Annotated in this window: 13 protein-coding genes and 1 tRNA gene; 5 read left to right on the top strand and 9 right to left on the bottom strand. The window is 66.2% G+C overall.

The genetic code is table 11. The annotated features are described in order from the left end of the window. The first annotated feature begins 5 nt into the window (after window positions 1-5). The gene (locus tag CMASS_RS00725) at window positions 6-704 is read left to right on the top strand and encodes a queuosine precursor transporter (RefSeq protein ID WP_027018848.1); all 699 of its coding nucleotides are present in this window, start codon (window positions 6-8) and stop codon (window positions 702-704) included. Here CMASS_RS00725 and tgt read toward each other — a convergent pair. Together tgt and CMASS_RS00715 are read right to left on the bottom strand one after the other, a co-directional pair. Next, a complete protein-coding gene (gene tgt, locus CMASS_RS00720; protein WP_022863848.1) occupies window positions 686-1,942 on the bottom strand; it encodes a tRNA guanosine(34) transglycosylase Tgt in 1,257 nt (418 codons plus the stop codon). The two genes, CMASS_RS00725 and tgt, sit on opposite strands and share 19 nt — an antisense overlap. Next, window positions 1,943-4,486, bottom strand: coding sequence for an MMPL family transporter (locus CMASS_RS00715; protein WP_022863847.1), 2,544 nt, complete (start codon window positions 4,484-4,486; stop codon window positions 1,943-1,945). A gap of 103 nt (window positions 4,487-4,589) precedes the next feature. On the opposite strand from CMASS_RS00715, the gene CMASS_RS00710 reads away from it, so the two are divergent. Continuing rightward, window positions 4,590-5,672, top strand: a complete 1,083-nt coding sequence (locus tag CMASS_RS00710) for an App1 family protein (RefSeq protein ID WP_022863846.1) — start codon at window positions 4,590-4,592, stop codon at window positions 5,670-5,672. A gap of 31 nt (window positions 5,673-5,703) precedes the next feature. Here CMASS_RS00710 and CMASS_RS00705 read toward each other — a convergent pair. From CMASS_RS00705 to CMASS_RS00690, 4 genes are all read right to left on the bottom strand, one after another. Then, window positions 5,704-5,794: transfer RNA gene (locus CMASS_RS00705), tRNA-Ser, on the bottom strand. Window positions 5,795-5,863: 69 nt separating this feature from the next. Then, window positions 5,864-6,064, bottom strand: coding sequence for a CsbD family protein (locus tag CMASS_RS00700; protein ID WP_022863845.1), 201 nt, complete (start codon window positions 6,062-6,064; stop codon window positions 5,864-5,866). A 60-nt stretch (window positions 6,065-6,124) separates the two neighbouring features. Further along, window positions 6,125-6,556 (bottom strand): nucleoside deaminase, encoded by a 432-nt coding sequence (locus tag CMASS_RS00695; protein ID WP_027018847.1) that lies wholly within the window; start codon window positions 6,554-6,556, stop codon window positions 6,125-6,127. A 50-nt stretch (window positions 6,557-6,606) separates the two neighbouring features. Then, window positions 6,607-7,101 carry a tRNA adenosine deaminase-associated protein gene (locus CMASS_RS00690; RefSeq protein ID WP_022863843.1) on the bottom strand — a complete coding sequence of 165 codons (495 nt, stop codon included), beginning with the start codon at window positions 7,099-7,101 and terminating at the stop codon, window positions 6,607-6,609. A gap of 39 nt (window positions 7,102-7,140) precedes the next feature. On the opposite strand from CMASS_RS00690, the gene CMASS_RS00685 reads away from it, so the two are divergent. Continuing rightward, window positions 7,141-8,169, top strand: coding sequence for a prephenate dehydrogenase (locus CMASS_RS00685; RefSeq protein WP_022863842.1), 1,029 nt, complete (start codon window positions 7,141-7,143; stop codon window positions 8,167-8,169). On the opposite strand, the gene CMASS_RS00680 is transcribed toward CMASS_RS00685, so the two are convergent. From CMASS_RS00680 to CMASS_RS00670, 3 genes are all read right to left on the bottom strand, one after another. Further along, a complete protein-coding gene (locus tag CMASS_RS00680; protein ID WP_022863841.1) occupies window positions 8,166-8,906 on the bottom strand; it encodes an ABC transporter ATP-binding protein in 741 nt (246 codons plus the stop codon). The two genes, CMASS_RS00685 and CMASS_RS00680, sit on opposite strands and share 4 nt — an antisense overlap. Further along, on the bottom strand, window positions 8,906-9,907 hold the full coding sequence (locus CMASS_RS00675; protein ID WP_240482832.1) for a FecCD family ABC transporter permease: 1,002 nt from the start codon (window positions 9,905-9,907) through the stop codon (window positions 8,906-8,908). Before CMASS_RS00675 ends, CMASS_RS00680 begins: the two co-directional genes overlap by 1 nt. Before the next feature lie 189 nt (window positions 9,908-10,096). Continuing rightward, window positions 10,097-11,296: an ABC transporter substrate-binding protein gene (locus CMASS_RS00670; protein WP_022863839.1), complete on the bottom strand. Its 1,200-nt coding sequence runs from the start codon at window positions 11,294-11,296 to the stop codon at window positions 10,097-10,099. 209 nt (window positions 11,297-11,505) lie between these two features. On the opposite strand from CMASS_RS00670, the gene CMASS_RS00665 reads away from it, so the two are divergent. Together CMASS_RS00665 and CMASS_RS00660 are read left to right on the top strand one after the other, a co-directional pair. Further along, a complete protein-coding gene (locus CMASS_RS00665; RefSeq protein ID WP_022863838.1) occupies window positions 11,506-12,786 on the top strand; it encodes an alpha/beta hydrolase in 1,281 nt (426 codons plus the stop codon). Then, window positions 12,783-15,131: a bifunctional lysylphosphatidylglycerol flippase/synthetase MprF gene (locus CMASS_RS00660; RefSeq protein ID WP_022863837.1), complete on the top strand. Its 2,349-nt coding sequence runs from the start codon at window positions 12,783-12,785 to the stop codon at window positions 15,129-15,131. The genes CMASS_RS00665 and CMASS_RS00660 overlap by 4 nt, the downstream gene beginning before the upstream one ends. Window positions 15,132-15,437 lie beyond the last annotated feature (306 nt).

The raw sequence follows: 15,437 nt of genomic DNA, 5'->3' as shown, positions 1-15,437 counted from the left end.
ACGGAATGTCCTCCACCAGCAGCCGCCACTCGTCCGCTGACCCAACGGGGGTCCGCTTCGTTCCCGTGCAGGCCACCCTCTACCCGTGGTTGGTCACCATCTTCGTGGTCACCTTCCTGATCTCGAACATCAACGCCACGAAGGGCGTGCAACTCGGACCACTGGTCACCGACGGTGCATTCTTCCTCTTTCCGCTCGCCTACATCACCGGCGACGTGCTCGCCGAGTGTTACGGGTTCAAGTCCACCCGACGAGCGATCTACATCGGCTTTGCGATGGCCGTCTTCGCCGTCGCCTGCTTCTACCTCGCCATTTGGCTGCCCAGTGCGGATTTCTACGACGGCCAGGAGGCCTTCGCCGCGACCCTGGGGCTCGTGCCGCAAATCGTGGCGGCGTCCCTCGCCGGTTATCTCGTAGGCCAACTGCTCAACGCTTGGGTGATGGCGCTGCTCAAGCGCCGCCAGGGCGAAAGGGGCCTCTCTGCTCGCCTCATCGCTTCCACGGTGGTCGGTGAGTTCGGAGACACCTTGCTCTTTTGCACCATCGCCGCCCCCGTCATCGGCATCGATTCCGTGAGTGCCTTCATCAACTACGTTGTGGTCGGTTTCGCGTGGAAGACCCTCATCGAAGTCGTTCTCCTGCCCATTACCACCCGCGTTATCGCGTGGGTGAAAGAGCGCGAAGACTACCGACCCGCTCCGTAGTATCTGCTCATAAACTTATCGCGGAACTCCTCGTAGTAACCACCGTCGATGGCGGCCCGAATATCATCGACAAGCCGGATCATGAACGCCAGATTGTGCATCGTGCACAGGGTGCCGGCGAGGAATTCCTTCGCCTTGAGCAGGTGGTGGATGTAGGCGCGGGAATAGTTCTCCGAGACGTAGCCGCCGAATTCCTCGTCGATGCCGCGGAAGTCACGCTTGAAGCGCGCCGCGGTGAGGTTCATCCGCCCGTCCAGGGTGTAGACCCCGCCGCGGCGGCCCAGACGAGTCGGTGCGACGCAGTCGAAGGTGTCCGCACCGGCCTCGATGGCGGTGAACAGATCGTCGGGCTCGGAAATGCCGAGCAGGTGCCGCGGCTTGTCCTCCGGCAGCTCATCGCACACCCAGCCGACGATGGTGCCCAGGTTCTCCTTTTCCAGCGCGCCGCCGATGCCGAAGCCGCCGAAACCGCGCTCGCCGCGAGCTTCCGCCTCCTCGGACAGCCGCACCAAGTCACGCGCGGCCTTACGCCGCAGGTCCTCGTACTGCGCGCCCTGCACCACGCCCCACAGCGACTGCTCCGGCTTGTCCGCCCGCTTTTGGGAAAGCCGCTCGTGTTCTGTAAGGCAGCGCTCCGCCCAGCGCGTGGTGCGCGCCAGCGATTCTTCCTGGTACTCGCGCGTATCGATGAGCGTGGTGAGCTCGTCGAACGCGAACATGATGTCGGCGCCCAGACCGTGCTGGATCTGCATGGACGCCTCGGGCGTGAACCGGTGCTTAGAACCGTCGATAACGGAGCGGAAGTCCACGCCATCGTCGTCCACTTGGGCGAGGCGCTCCTTCTTCGCCGCACGGATGTCCTTTTCCGTCAGGTCCGCAATATCCATGGCGAGCACCTTGCGGAACCCCACGCCCAACGACATGACCTGGAAACCGCCGGAATCGGTGTAGGTCGGCCCGTGCCAGTTCTCGAAGGCGGCCACGCCACCGGCCTCATCCACGATGTCGTGGCCCGGCTGCAGGTAGAGGTGGTAGGCGTTGGACAGGATCGCCTGCGCCCCGGTTTGGCGGATCTGCTCCGGGGTGAGCGTCTTCACCGTCGCCTTCGTGGCCACCGGGATAAACGCCGGCGTGGCGATGTCCCCGTGCGGGGTGTGGATAACACCGGTGCGGCCGTGTTTCCCCGCGCCCTGCGGCAGGCGGTTGGTCACCTCGAAGCTGAGCTTTTTGTTCTCCATCTACTTCCTCCGCCGAATCTTCCGGGCGCTCTGCTGACCGTTCTTCCGAGCGCTCTTGCGCGGCTCCTCACGGCGCGGGATCCGCCCGCGGCGCGTCCGGTCCGCCACGCTGCGAGACTTCGCGTGTGAGGCCTCCCATTCCTTCTCCAGCTCCGTGCCTTCGATATCCACCGTGGGCAGGATCTTGTCCAGCCACTTCGGCATCCACCAGGTCGCCCGCCCCATGAGGAACATCGTGGCGGGCACGAGCGACATGCGGACCAAGAAGGCATCGAAAAGCACGGCGGCACCCAGGGCAAAGCCGAAGATCTGGATGAACGGCAACGGCTGGGTGATAAACGCCGCGAAGACGGAAATCATGATGATCGCCGCGGCAGTGACCACGCGGGCGCCGTTGGAAAAGCCCTCGATGGTGGATTCTTCCACCGCGTTGTACCGCGAACCGGGCCGATCCCGCTTGCCCATCTTGAGATAGTGCTCCCGCATGCGGGTGACCAGGAAGACCTCGTAGTCCATGGCCAGGCCGAAGGTCACGCCGATGAGGAAGATCGGCATGAACGACAGCAGCGGCCCCGGCGCGGGCACCAGGCCGGTGAACCCTTCCTGCCAGAACAGGATGGTCACGCCGAACGCGGCGCCGACGGACAGCAGGAAGCCCAGCCCGGCCACGAGCGGCACCAACAGGGAGCGGAAGACCACGAGCAACAGCAAGATGGCCAGGCCCACCACGATAGCGAGGTAGAGCGGCATGGCCTCTTCGAGGCGCTCAGTGATATCCACCTGCACGGCGGTCAGGCCCGTCATGCCCACGGTCGTGCCGGTCGCGTCCTCGATCTCTGAGGTGGCGGACCGCAGCGCGTGTGTGGTGCGGATGGTCCGTGGATCGGTGGGCGAGGAATCCGGGGTGATCATGATCTTCGCCGCGGTGCCGTCCTCGTTGGCGCCCACGAGCTGCGCGTGCTTGACGCCGCCGACGCGGTCGAGCTGGGACGCGGCGTAGCTAAACGATGCAAACCGTGCCTTGTCCTCCGGCGACTTGGCCGCGTCCGGGGCGTCACCCTCCTGAGGTTCCTGCGCGTCCTGGGCGTCCTGCGCGCGCACGAGCGGCTGCAGCGCCGGGGACTCGGCGTTGATGTCGTGCGCATCCACCACCGCGAGCATCGGACCGTTCACGCCGGGGCCGAAGCCCTCGGAGAGCAGATCAGCGGCCTTGCGCTGGGTGGTGTCCGGGTTGGAGGTCGTATCCGCCGGGAGGGCGAGCTCCATCTTCAGCACCGGCGCGGTGAGCGCCACGAGCGAGAGCACGACCACGGCCATAGTCAGGCCCGGCACGCGCTGGACGAACTGCACCCAGCGCTTGCCCATGGTGGGCTTGTGCCGCGGGCGGTGCTGCTTTCGGCGCGAGGTATTCCCCGCCACGCCGGGGATTTTCCCCTTGAAGGCCTTGTCCCCGAAGGCTCCAAGCAGGGCCGGGATGAACGTCAGCGCCACGAGCACGGAGACAAACACCGTGCCGGCCGCCGCGAGACCCATCGCGGAGAGGAACTCGATCTTGGCGATGACGAGCGCCACCAGCGCCACAAACACCGTCGTGCCGGCGAAGACCACCGAAGAGCCGGCCGTGCCCACGGCCATGCCGGCGGCCTCCTCCCCGGACATGCGCTGCCGTTCCGCGCGGTACCGCGAGAGGATGAACAGCGAGTAGTCGATGCCGACGGCGAGGCCGATCATCACCGCCAGCGACGGCGTGATGTTGTTGAGCTCCGTGAAGTGCGTGGCGATGAGCAGCCCCAGCGCACCCAGGCCCACGCCGATGACTGCCGAGAGCAGCGGCATACCCGCCGCCACCAGTGAACCGAAGGTGAAGATGAGGACGACGAAGGCCACGCCCAGCCCGATGATCTCTGAGGTGGAGTTCACCTCAATGTCATCGCCGAAACCGGCGCCACCGGCCTCCACCTGCAGCCCCTTCTCACGGCCTAAGTTCATCGCCTCGGTGACGATGTTCTTGTCCTCGGCCTTGACCGAGTACGGGCTCTTCGCGTCAAAGGCAAAGGTGGTGTAGCCGATCGTCTCGTCGTCGTTGAGCAGCTTGAGGTTGTCCGCGTCCTGCTTGGCGGTGTCCTCCGGCAGACCCATGTCGATCTCCTGGTGGAAGATCTGATCCTGCAGCTGGGGTGAAAGATCCACCGGGTTGCCAAAGCGCAGGGAGTCGCTCATCTCGAGGTTGTCGTCGATGTGGTGGATGACCTCGTCGACGGCTGCCTTATTGTCCGGGTCCGACAGCTTGGACCCGTCCTGCGTGGCAAAGACCAGGTTCACACCGGGCGAGGATGCCGGGTTGCCGTCCTCCGGGAATAGCTCCATTGACTTTTTCGTCGCGTCGATCGACGGCGTACCGGAGATACTGAACTCGTCGGTCATCGGCCGCATGACGGCGGCGGCGATGCCGCCCACGATGGCGAGCAGGACTACCCACGTGGAAATGACAATCCACTTCCGGTGGTACGACCACTTTCCCAAGCGGTAGAGGAACTTAGCCACGGATTTTTACCTTTTCTCGCGATGTCATGGCTGCAAGCAGTGTTAAGCAACCATAGTAAGAGCACCGAGACACCAACAACTACCGCCGCCTAAAGTTAAAGCCATGGCTTTAGTCGACATCGCCCACAAGGCCGAGGATCTGGTCTACCGCAACCTGGAAAAGCACAAGGCGAAGAAGGGCTGGCAGCCCTCCATCCGCGCTTACCTCGGCTACGGCGACGAGAAGAAGGTGCGCGTATTGGGGCGCGTCTTGCTCCGCGACCCGAACGATCCGAACGCGCACCGCGCCGGCCCGGAGGACAACTACCCCACCAACGGCACGATCCGCCGCCAGGCGCAGCGCGGCTTCCGGCAGTTTCTCACCCTGCAGATCCCCGACCACCCCGTCAGCGTCACCGCCGGCGACCAGACGGTGCACACGCGCACGAATGCCGATGGCTACCTGGACGTCCAGGTGCGCCACCACGGCTTGGCACCCGGCTGGCAGGACGTCACCATCTCCGCCGCGGGCGCGGAGCCGGTGACGACGCAGGTGTTCATCGTCAAACCCGGCACGCGGATCGGTTTTGTCTGCGACGTGGACGACACGACCATCGTCACGCGCCTGCCCCGCCCGCTCATCGCGGCGTACAACTCTTGGTTCCAGCGCACCAACGCCCGTCAACCCGTGCCGGGCATGGCCCGCTTCATCAACGAGCTGACCCGTCGGCACCCTGACGCGCCGTTTATCTACCTGTCCACCGGCGCGTGGAACACCTTTGAATCTTTGGTCCGCTTCTTCCGCGATCACGGTTTCCCCACCGGGCCGCTCATCTTGAGCGACTGGGGGCCGACGCAGACCAACCTCTTCCGCTCCGGGCAGGAGCACAAGCGCGTGCAGCTGCGGAACCTGGTCATCGATTTCCCCGAGATCCAGTGGTTCCTCATCGGCGACAACGGCCAGCACGACCCGGTCATCTACGGCGGTTTCGCGGCCGACCACCCCGACCACGTCGCGGGCATTGCCATCCGGCAGCTCAGCTCCGAGGAGCACGTGCTCGCCCACGGCACGACCGCGCCGATTGAGAACTCCGCCCGCGCCAACACCGACGACATCCCCTACGTCATGGGGAAAGACGGCGACGAGTTGCGCGCGTGCTACGCGCAGAATCCGTTCCCGCGGGAGGAGCGTCACCGCGAAAACTAAAAAATCCCGCGGGTTCACCGCGGGATCCATCTGGCGGTGGCGGAGGGATTCGAACCCTCGGTTGGGAGTTACCCAACAATCGCTTTCGAGGCGATCACCTTCGGCCGCTCGGACACGCCACCGCGAAATAGGTTACGGCAGGCGTTGGACTGATTCCAAATCGCCTGCCGTATGCCGAAAGCTAGAGGACTTTAGTTGTCCTTGAACTTGCCAATAACCTCGTTGGCCTTGTCCTTCACGGCGTCAGCCGCGTCGGAAGCCTTGTCCTTGGCGTCGGAGATAACCTGATCGGCCTTGCCCTCGTTCTCCTTGGACTGGTCGTCAGCGACCTCGCCGTAAGCCTCCTTGGCCTTGCCCTTCAGGTCGTCAGCTGCGTTCTCGATGTCACCCATGGGGTTTCTCCTTTCGTTTAAGGTTTCGTAGAACTGTACGGCCCACTGTAGATCAAAACCTCAACGCAGCGAGTGAAAGAACGCTACTAGTTGGCTGGCCGCTTCCTGCTCCAAAATCCCGCCGCGTACCTGCGGGGTAAAGGGCGCGCCGGCCGCGCGGAGCACGTCGATGCACGAGCCACACGCCCCGGTCTTCGGTTCGAAGGCGCCGAAGACTACCGAGTCCAGCCGGGCGGCCTGGATGGCCCCCGCGCACATCGCGCACGGCTCGAGGGTTACCACGAGTTCGCACCCGGTCAGGCGCCAACCGTCGCCGTGCACCCGCACCGCGTGGCGGATCGCTTCCACCTCCGCGTGGGCGGTGGGATCCCCCAACTCCTCCCGGCGGTTGACCCCGTGGGCGAGCTCCCGGCCGGATGCATCAAAGATGACCGCGCCGACAGGAACGTCGCCGGCAGGGGTCGTGGCCGCCACTTCCAGGGCGCGTTGCATGCGAGACTGCGCCCGGCGGTGGCCCGAATCCGTGGGCAGCGCGAGCGCCACTAGTCCAGCTCGGCGGCGTCTTCGAGCTCGTCGCCGAAGCCCAGGTCACCGGCGATGCGCAGCAGCATGTCCGACGGCCAGTCCTCGTCGTTGTCCGCGATGTAGCTCAGCTGATCTTCGCTGATACCCAGATCCGCCAGGATGTCGAAGTCGCCGTCGGGGAACCCATCGACATCGTCAAGCTCGTCCGGATCCACGTCGGGGATTTCGATGTCACGCAGCTCCAGGAAGTCCGCGGCGAAGTCGTCGTCCACCGCCATCGTCGCGTCCGAGAGGAACACGCGGGTCTCCCCCGGGGTCGGGCGCACGATGACGAAGTAGTCGTCGTCAACGCACAACAGGGCGAAAGACACGCCCTGGGCGCGTAGGTTGCGCACGGCGTTGATGGAGGTGTCGGTGTCGGTGAAGTCGTCCGCGAAGGGCCGAACCACCCAGCTGCCTTCGTCGCGGGTCACGGTGACAGCAAACGAGTAGCCCTGGTCGTAGTCGCTCATATCAGGTGAGAATAGTCGGGTTGTGCCAAGATTGTCACTGTGAGTTCTCAAGATGTTCAGCGCCCCATTTGCATCGTCGGCCTTGGCCTCATTGGCGGCTCTCTCCTGCGCGATTTAGCCACCCGGGAACACCCCGTGTACGGCTACAACCACTCCACATCCGGTGCCCGCACCGCCATCAAGGAGGGCTATGACGTCAGCGATGACCTCACCGGGGTGCTGCAGCGCGCCGAGCAGGACACGGCCTTGCTCGTTATCGCCGTGCCGATGCATGCGGTCAGCGACGTCTTGGACGCCATCTGCGAACACGCGCCGTCGTGCGGCATTACCGATGTCGTCTCCGTGAAGTCGGCCGTCTACGACGAGATCTGTGCCCGCGGGCTGCAGTCGCGCTACGTGGGCGGGCACCCGATGGCGGGCACGACCAAAGCGGGCTGGAAGAACTCGCAAAAGGATCTCTTCATCCGCAGCGCGTGGGCCATTACCTACGACTACGCGGCACAGAAGGAAGAGGCCGGCGAGAAGGTCGACCAGCAGTGGATCGACACGTTCACCGACGTGGTGCGCATGACCGGCATGGTGCGCGCAGAAGCCGTCCCGGTGCGCGTGGACAACCACGATGCCGCCGTGGCGCGCGTGTCCCACCTGCCGCAGATTTTGGCCGAGGTGCTCGCCGTCGTGGGCGACCACGGAGGGATTCTCGCGCAGTCGCTCACCGCCGGCCCGTTCAAGGACGGCACCCGCGTCGCCGGCACCACCCCGAAGGTGGTCAAGCAGATGTGCGAGTCGAACGCGGCCGCGCTGGTCGGCGCGCTCGATGAGACGCTCGACCTCCTGCAAGAGGCGCGGGACTCGCTGGACTCGGCGGAGCCGACCATCGGCGACCTGGCCGAGACCGGCCACCGCGCCCGCACCCGCATCGACGCGCGCTCCGGTGCGCGCAAGGACTCCGTCTCACCGATCAAAATCTCGTCGCGGCCGGTGCTGCGCCTGCACCCCGGCGGCCACGGCTGGGTGGCTCAGCTCAAGCAGACCGAGTCCATCGGCGGGCGGATCGAAATCTTCTAAGCCACCGGCGTCGCAGTTACTTCTGCGGCCGCGACGGGGCAGACGATGGGCGTTCCGGCATCGTCAAGCACTCGCGCCCGCAGGCCGTAGACCTCCTGGAGGAGGTCCGGGGTCAGCACGTCCGCGGGCCGCCCCTGCGCGCACACGACGCCGTCGTTGATGACCAGCAACTCGTCGCAGTAGCGCGCGGCTAGGTTGAGATCGTGGAGCGCGACCAGCGCGACGGCCTTCCCGCCGGCCACCTCTTCGCGCACCAGCTGGAGCAGCTCCACCTGGTGGCGGAGATCCAGCGCTGACGTCGGCTCGTCGAGCAGCAGGATCTCCGGCTGGCGCACGAGCATCTGCGCCACGGCCACCAGCTGGCGCTGGCCGCCGGATAGCTCGCCCACGTAGCGGTCCGCCAGGTGCGCGATGCCCAGCCGCTGCATCACCTGGGCGGCGAGATCCAGCGAGTCATCGACCACCCGCATGCGCAGCCCGTGCGCGCGCTTGGTGGAAACCAGCACCGACTCGAACGCAGTCAGGGACGCGCTGGTGAGCAGATCCTGTGGCACGTAGCCGACGACATCGCGCAGCTCGCGCTTGCCCGCCAGGGTTTTTACCAGCGTGGACTTGCCGGCCGCGTTGGGGCCCAGAAGTCCGGTGACGGTGCCGTCCTGCAACGGCCGGGCGTTCACCCCGCGCAGGACCTCATGTTTGCCGTAGGAGACGTGGATATCACTGATGTGTAGTGGCATTAGCCCCTCCCCCACAGGTTGCGGCGGCGCAGGAAGATCATGCCCACGAAGAACGGCACGCCCACCAGGGCGGTGATGATGCCGATGGGCACTGCGACGCCCGGGATGATGGTGATGGACAGTGCGTGCGCGGCGGACAGCAGCAGCGCGCCGGCGGCCATGGACGCGGGCGCGAAGAAGCGCTGGTCCTCGCCGACCAACATGCGGGCGATGTGCGGGCCGACCAGGCCAATGAACCCGATGATGCCGGCGAAGGCGACGGCGCTGGCTGCCAGGAGCGAGGCCACGACGAGCGTGACGATGCGCAGCCGCTGCACGTTGATACCCAGCGCGGCCGCGCGGGCATCGCCCAGCCGAAGCGCGGTGAGCTTCCACGCGTTCGCCACGGTAAACGGAATGGCGATGGCGAGCGCGATGACCAGGATGAGGTTGGACGCCCAGTTGGCGCGCTGGAGCGAGCCCATGGTCCAGAACACGATCTGCTGGAGGGCCTCCGTGGACGCGCCGTACTGCATGAGAGACAGCAGCGCCTGGAAGAGGAACACCAGCGCAATGCCGATGAGGATCATGGAGTCCGCGCCGGCGCCGCGCCACATCGACGCGCCGATGACCACCGCCGCCGCGACCAGGGCGCTGACCCACGCCATCGCCGCGAGGTTGAACTGGGCGCTGGGCACGATCATCCACCCCAGCACGATGGAAGCCGCGCTGCCGAAAGCGGCCGCCGCGGAGATGCCGAGCGTGAACGGCTCCGCCAGCGGGTTATCCAGGATGGTCTGCATGTGGCTGCCCGCCAGGGACAGCGCGGCGCCGATGAGCACCGCCATGCACGACGCTGGCAGGCGCAGCCGCCAGAGGACGGTGCGCGTGGTGTCATCCACCGAATCCGGCGACCACAGCGCGCGCACCAGTTCCACCGGGCCCAGGTCAATCGGGCCGATGACCGTCGCGACGACGAACGCCGCAAGCGCCAGGACGAACAGCGCCGCGATGGCGAGCATTTTGCGGCGGGAGTTGCGGCGGTAGTTGGCGACGATGTCCGGCGCCGCGTCCCGCGTTATTTTCTCCTGCGCGGTCTCAGCCTGTGCGGCCTCCGCCTGCGCGGCATCGACAGCGGCGTCCGGTGCCGCGTCCGCGTGAGAAATGGTCCGTGTCATGAACGTGCGACCTCGTGGTGTTGGGGGCGTGGGCTACTTAGCAGAAACGGTGTTGAAGAAGGTGCCGCTGTACTCGAACGGGAGCCAGTTGTGGTGGAAGTCCGCGAAGTCCTTTTCCGGATCCAGATCGTCGAACTCCTCCGGGTGCAGCCACTTGGCGAAGGCCTCGAGCGCGAAGACGTTGTACGGAGAGTCGTAGAACTGGTGGTAGACGCCGTGCAGGTTGCCCTCCTTGGCCGCCTTCAGCTCTTCGAAGCCCGGGGTGCGCAGCAGGCCGCGCAGGGTTTCATCGGCCATTTCGGAGTCTGCGGTGTAGCCCATCTCCACGTGCGGTAGAACCTCCGGCTTCTCCGGGTTTTTAGCCCACGCGCCCCCGGTGGCGATGAAGTGCTCCGGCTGCTCCGCCAGGATCTTCTCCGCGGTCACGTCGCCGGAATCACCGGTCAGCAGGTGGTCGCCCAGGTTGTCACCGCCGGCGGCGTTGACCAGGTCACCCAGGTTGGAGTCCTTCACGGTGCCGCAGCAGTCCTTCAGGCCAGCGGCGCGCCAGACGAACGTGGAGGGCTTATCCTCCAGCTTGGCCGCGCGCTTTTCGATGTCGTCGACCTTCTTCTCGTAGAAGTCGGTGAACTCCTTGGCCTTGTCCTCCTTGCCCAGCAGCTCCCCCATGAGGGTGACGGACTTCGGGGTGTTGTCCAGCGGCTTCTGGCGGTAGTCGGTGAAGACGTACTTCAGGCCGGACTGGTCCATCTTGTCCAAAAAGCCCGATTCCTCCGCGGCCTTCTTGTGGTCCAGCGTCATGACGATCACGTCCGGCTTGTTGGCCAGGAGGTTTTCCACCGTGGTGTCGCCCTTGCCGATGTTGCCCACCGTCGGCAGGTCCTTGATCTCCGGGTCGACCTCCTCGATCTTCTCCTCGAAGGTCGGGGCCGCGTCGTGCAGATCAGAGCCCAGCGCGACGACCTTGTCGGCCGGGTTGTCCTTATCCAGAAGCGAGGTGGTGAACATCGCGCGCCCCTCCGCCAGCAGGATGCGCTCCGGCTGGTGGTCGAAGGTGACCTCGCGGCCGACGACGTCAGTCACGGTCATCGCTTCGTCGCCCGCGGCAGCCGACGTGTCGCCGGCGGAGTTCGACTCCGCGGCCGGGTCGCCGGCACAGGCGGTCAGGCCGAGGGCGGTCAGCGCCGAAAGGGCGACCGCGCCCGCCGATTTACGCAGGGTGGAAAGCTGCATCGCGTGGGTCCTCATTTCCAGTTGGTAACCAAGTATTAGTGAACTAAGTCTTACCTACTTTAGGCGACCCTATCTTAAGCAAACCTAAAAATCTTAAGCAAGTCTGAATTAATTACCCGCGATGGCCAGCCGTTTTCGCGCCAAAACTTCAGCACCACACCGGCCGCTTTCCGGTGTTCTCACAGGAACCGCTCCTATAGTCCCCGCGCGTGGAAATCCTTACTTCCCTGCGCGACGCCGTGGAGTCCATCCCGCTGGCCGGCACCGGCCCCACGATCGTCGTCGTCGCGCTCCTGCTTGTCTCCCTCGCCGTCACCATCCACGCCGGCCTCTCCTCCCCGCGGCGCTTGGGCCTTGTCGCCGGCGCGACCGCGGCACTCACCCTCCTCGCCTGGCTCGTCCTCACTCAGTGGTGGAAGCCCTTCCCCGACGCCCTGCCTCCCGCGCTCTACGGAGCGGGCGCCATCGCGATCGCCGCGCTGCTCGCCGCCGCACTCGTCCCGGAAAAGCGCCCGCGCCTTCTCATCGCGGGCCTGGTCAGCACCCTGTGCGCGGTGGCGGTGGCCAACCTCGTCTTCCAGCAGTACCCGGACGTCCGCTCCCTCGATCCGCGGCCGGTGAGCGTGGAGATGACCTACGACCAGTTCACCAAAACGCACAAGGCGCCCACCCTCAACGGCGAGAAAGTCGGCGCGCTGGTCACCACCGACATCGACTCGCCCACCTCGAAGTTCCGGCACCGCCCGTCCACCGCGTACGTGCCGCCGGCGTACTTCACGCAGCGCACCCGGACCTTCCCCGTCATCGTGCTGCTCGCCGGAAACCCGGGCTCGCCGGATCAGTGGGTCACCGGCGGCGGGCAGATGGCCGAGACCGCCGACGACTTCCAGCGCTCCCACGACGGGGTCGCCCCCATCGTCATCACCGTGGACGCGACCGGAACGACCACGAATAACCCGATCTGCGTGGACGGGCCTAACGACAAGGTGCAGACCTACCTCACCCAGGACGTCCCGCAGCAGCTCAAAGCCCAGTTCCGCGTCAATGCGGATCAGCGCACGTGGACCATCGGCGGCCTGTCCTACGGCGGCACGTGCGCGCTGCAGGTCGCCACCAACCACCCCGCGGCCTACGGGACTTTCCTGGACTTTTCCGGGCAGCCGGAACCGACCATCGGCACGCGCGCGCAGACGGTCCAGCGCTTCTTCAACGGCAGCGACGCCGCCTTCGCCGCCGTCAACCCCGAGGACCTGCTCCAGCACGAGCTGACCGACAAGACCGGGAAGTACCGCCAGCTCGCCGGGCGTTTCGTCGCCGGCGACGCCGACAAGGAGGCCGTGCAGGCGCTCCAGCACTTCCAGGAACTGACCACCGCCACCGGCATGTCCACCACGTACGAGGAAGTCCCCGGCGGGCACAGCTTCGCCGTGTGGCGCCGCGCCCTCCAAGACACCTTCGACTTCGCCGCCGCCCGAGGAGGCATCCAATGACACCGCACATCCGCCGCATCGTGGCCGCCGCGCCCGCGACGTGGGCGATCATCGCCTGCGTGTGGGTCTTGCGCGCCACCCACCACTCCGTGGGCTTCTTCCCCTCCCGCCCCGAACTTCTCACCTTCCTCACCTCCGGGCTGACCGCCCCCACCTGGGTCGGTGCGGTGCTAGCCACGCTGGCACTCGTCGGCATCGGCACGCGCGCCGAAAAGCGGCTAGGCACCGGCACGTTCCTGGTGGCTGCGGCCACCCTGCACCTCGTGGGGCTCATGGGTGGATCCCTGCTTGCCGCGATCCACCCGGCGTTTCCCGATGAGTACGTGCTCTCGCCGCTGCCGTGGCTCATCGGCACCGCCCTGGTGGCCAGCGATCGCCTACCGGATCTGTGGCACCGTCGCCTCCGCGTCGGCGCGGTGGGCCTGGCGCTGGCGCTGGTGCTTTACGATGGCGCCCTCGTCGACTACGCCCTCATCTGCACGACCGCCACCGGGCTGTTCTTCTCGCGCCGCGGGCCCAGCCTGGACAAACCGATAACCTCCATCCGGGAGCACCGCATCCTCATCGCCGTCGCGGCCACCGCCGTCTTCCTCGCGCCGGTCGCCGCCGAGTTCAACCCGCAGGCCCTCGGGCTGTTTTCCGGCGGGTCGTTCTTCATCCTGCCGGCGATGTCTGCCGCGCAGGCGGATCTCATCTGCGAGCTCGACCCGGGTTCGGTGGGCTGCACCCACGCCATGTGGATGCTGCGCACCGGCGGCATCGGCCCGGCGGTGGCGAACCTCATCCCGCTGCTGCTCGTCCTCATCTTCGCCTGGGGACTTTCCCGCGGCCGGCGCCTGGCCTGGTGGGGCATGCTGGCCACCCAGCTCGTCGTGATCGCCGCGCTAGTCAAGGAGTTTATGTACCTGCAGGATTCCGACACCCCCGCCTGGGCCGGGGTGTTGCTCCTCGGGTTGCTTATCGCGCCGTGGCTGACGATGACGGTCGTGCTGTTGTTCCAGCGCCGCCCGTTCCAGGTGCGCATGGTCGCCTCCCAGCGCCGCCGCTTTGCGGCCACCATGGCAGCGTGGGCCGCGCTGCTGGCGGCGGCCTGGTTGCTCGGCGCGGCGGCAGTGCGCGGCGGTTTCCGCGACGCGTCCCTCCTCGACATCGTCCGCGCGACGCCCCTGCGCTTCCTACCGCCGGTGGTCTCGAAGTTCTTCACCTCGGACGTGCTCCCGGTCTCCGATGCCGCCTGGTTCTTTACCGAGTGGATCGGCCCGGTCTTCTGGCTTGGCGCCGCGTGGATCTTCTACCGGGCGCTGAAGGCCGATCCGGACCCGGATGCCAGCGAGCGCCGCGCCGACGCCCGCGCCATCCTCACCGGCGGTACCGGCGACCATCTGTCCTGGATGACCACGTGGGCGGGCAACAAGCTGTGGTTCGACGACGACCGCGGGTTCGTTGCCTACCGCCTGCACAATTCGGTGGCCGTGACGGTGGGCGAGCCAGTGTCCCGGGGCGCGGATCCCCAGGACATCGCCACCCGCTTCGAGCGCGCGATGTACGCCGGCGGCGCCCAGGTGGCGTGGTATTCGGTGCGGCCCGAATTCGCGGCCGCCCGCGGCTGCCGCGCGGTCGCGGTGGCGGAGGAATCGGTCCTCGACTGCACCGCCGCCCCCGAATTCAAGGGCAAGAAGTTCCAGGACGTGCGCACCGCCCGCAACCGCGCAAAGAAGGAGAACATCCACTCGGTGTGGACCACGTGGGCGGACGCCGGCGCCACGCTGCGCAACCAGATCATCGAACTTTCCGAGGACTGGGTATCCAATAAGAAGCTGCCGGAGATGGGCTTTACCCTCGGCGGGCTGCCGGAGCTCGACGCCCCGGAGGTCACGCTCGTGCTGGCGCTTGACGATGCCGGCACCCTCCACGGAGTCACCAGCTGGCTGCCGGTCTACCGCGACGGCACACTGGTTGGCCTCACCCTGGACTTTATGCGCCGCAAGACCGACGGCTTCCGCTCGGTGGTGGAGTACCTCATCGCGGAGACGCAGGTCGCCGCGCACGACCAGGGCCTGGAGTGGATCAGCCTCTCGGGCGCCCCGCTGGTCTCCTCCACCGAGCCGACGACCATGCTGGAGCAGATCCTGGCGCGGGTGAGCTCCTACCTCGAACCGCTTTACGGGTTTAAGTCGCTGGCGGCCTTCAAGCGGAAGTTCCACCCCCAGCACCAGCAGTGGGTGCTGGGCTACCGCGACGAGCTCGCCCTGCCGTCCATCGCCCTGGCCGTGTCCAAGGCGTACCTGCCGGACCTGCACACCGGCGACGTGGTGAGCATCGCGCGCTCGATGCGGAACAAATAATCAGCCACCCGCGCCCACTGCGCGAGTTTTAGGGATTTTTCGGGCCGAAAACTGAAGATCCGGCACGAAAATGGCTGTTTTCACGCACGCGACGCGAAAGCCCCGACCCACCGTGTTACTAACGGTGCAATCGGGGCTGACGTTGCAGGTGATTTTGTGCGCCCGGAGGTGTCTGAAGTCATGACATAGTTTACAAATCTGTTCTGGGGAAACGTCACTGACAGTTGACAGGTGTGTCGGGACATCCTTTACATCCGCAGCCGGGGCAAAGACACGATGACAGTTGACAGGTGTGTCGCGGAGGGT

Origin of the sequence: Corynebacterium massiliense DSM 45435 (assembly GCF_028609805.1) — a bacterium.
Taxonomy (GTDB): domain Bacteria; phylum Actinomycetota; class Actinomycetes; order Mycobacteriales; family Mycobacteriaceae; genus Corynebacterium; species Corynebacterium massiliense.
The sequence above is the reverse complement of the archived record's forward strand: the minus strand, read 5'-3'. Positions and strand labels throughout refer to the sequence as shown.

What these genes read in the sequence shown, in the direction of transcription:
- CMASS_RS00675 (WP_240482832.1), bottom strand. Translation starts at nt 9,907, where the DNA reads ATGCTCGCCATCGCGGCGCTGTTCGTCCTGGCGCTTGCGGCGTTCGTC.
- CMASS_RS00725 (WP_027018848.1), top strand. Translation starts at nt 6, where the DNA reads ATGTCCTCCACCAGCAGCCGCCACTCGTCCGCTGACCCAACGGGGGTC.
- CMASS_RS00670 (WP_022863839.1), bottom strand. Translation starts at nt 11,296, where the DNA reads ATGCAGCTTTCCACCCTGCGTAAATCGGCGGGCGCGGTCGCCCTTTCG.
- tgt (WP_022863848.1), bottom strand. Translation starts at nt 1,942, where the DNA reads ATGGAGAACAAAAAGCTCAGCTTCGAGGTGACCAACCGCCTGCCGCAG.
- CMASS_RS00690 (WP_022863843.1), bottom strand. Translation starts at nt 7,101, where the DNA reads ATGAGCGACTACGACCAGGGCTACTCGTTTGCTGTCACCGTGACCCGC.
- CMASS_RS00700 (WP_022863845.1), bottom strand. Translation starts at nt 6,064, where the DNA reads ATGGGTGACATCGAGAACGCAGCTGACGACCTGAAGGGCAAGGCCAAG.
- CMASS_RS00660 (WP_022863837.1), top strand. Translation starts at nt 12,783, where the DNA reads ATGACACCGCACATCCGCCGCATCGTGGCCGCCGCGCCCGCGACGTGG.
- CMASS_RS00680 (WP_022863841.1), bottom strand. Translation starts at nt 8,906, where the DNA reads ATGCCACTACACATCAGTGATATCCACGTCTCCTACGGCAAACATGAG.
- CMASS_RS00695 (WP_027018847.1), bottom strand. Translation starts at nt 6,556, where the DNA reads ATGCAACGCGCCCTGGAAGTGGCGGCCACGACCCCTGCCGGCGACGTT.
- CMASS_RS00710 (WP_022863846.1), top strand. Translation starts at nt 4,590, where the DNA reads ATGGCTTTAGTCGACATCGCCCACAAGGCCGAGGATCTGGTCTACCGC.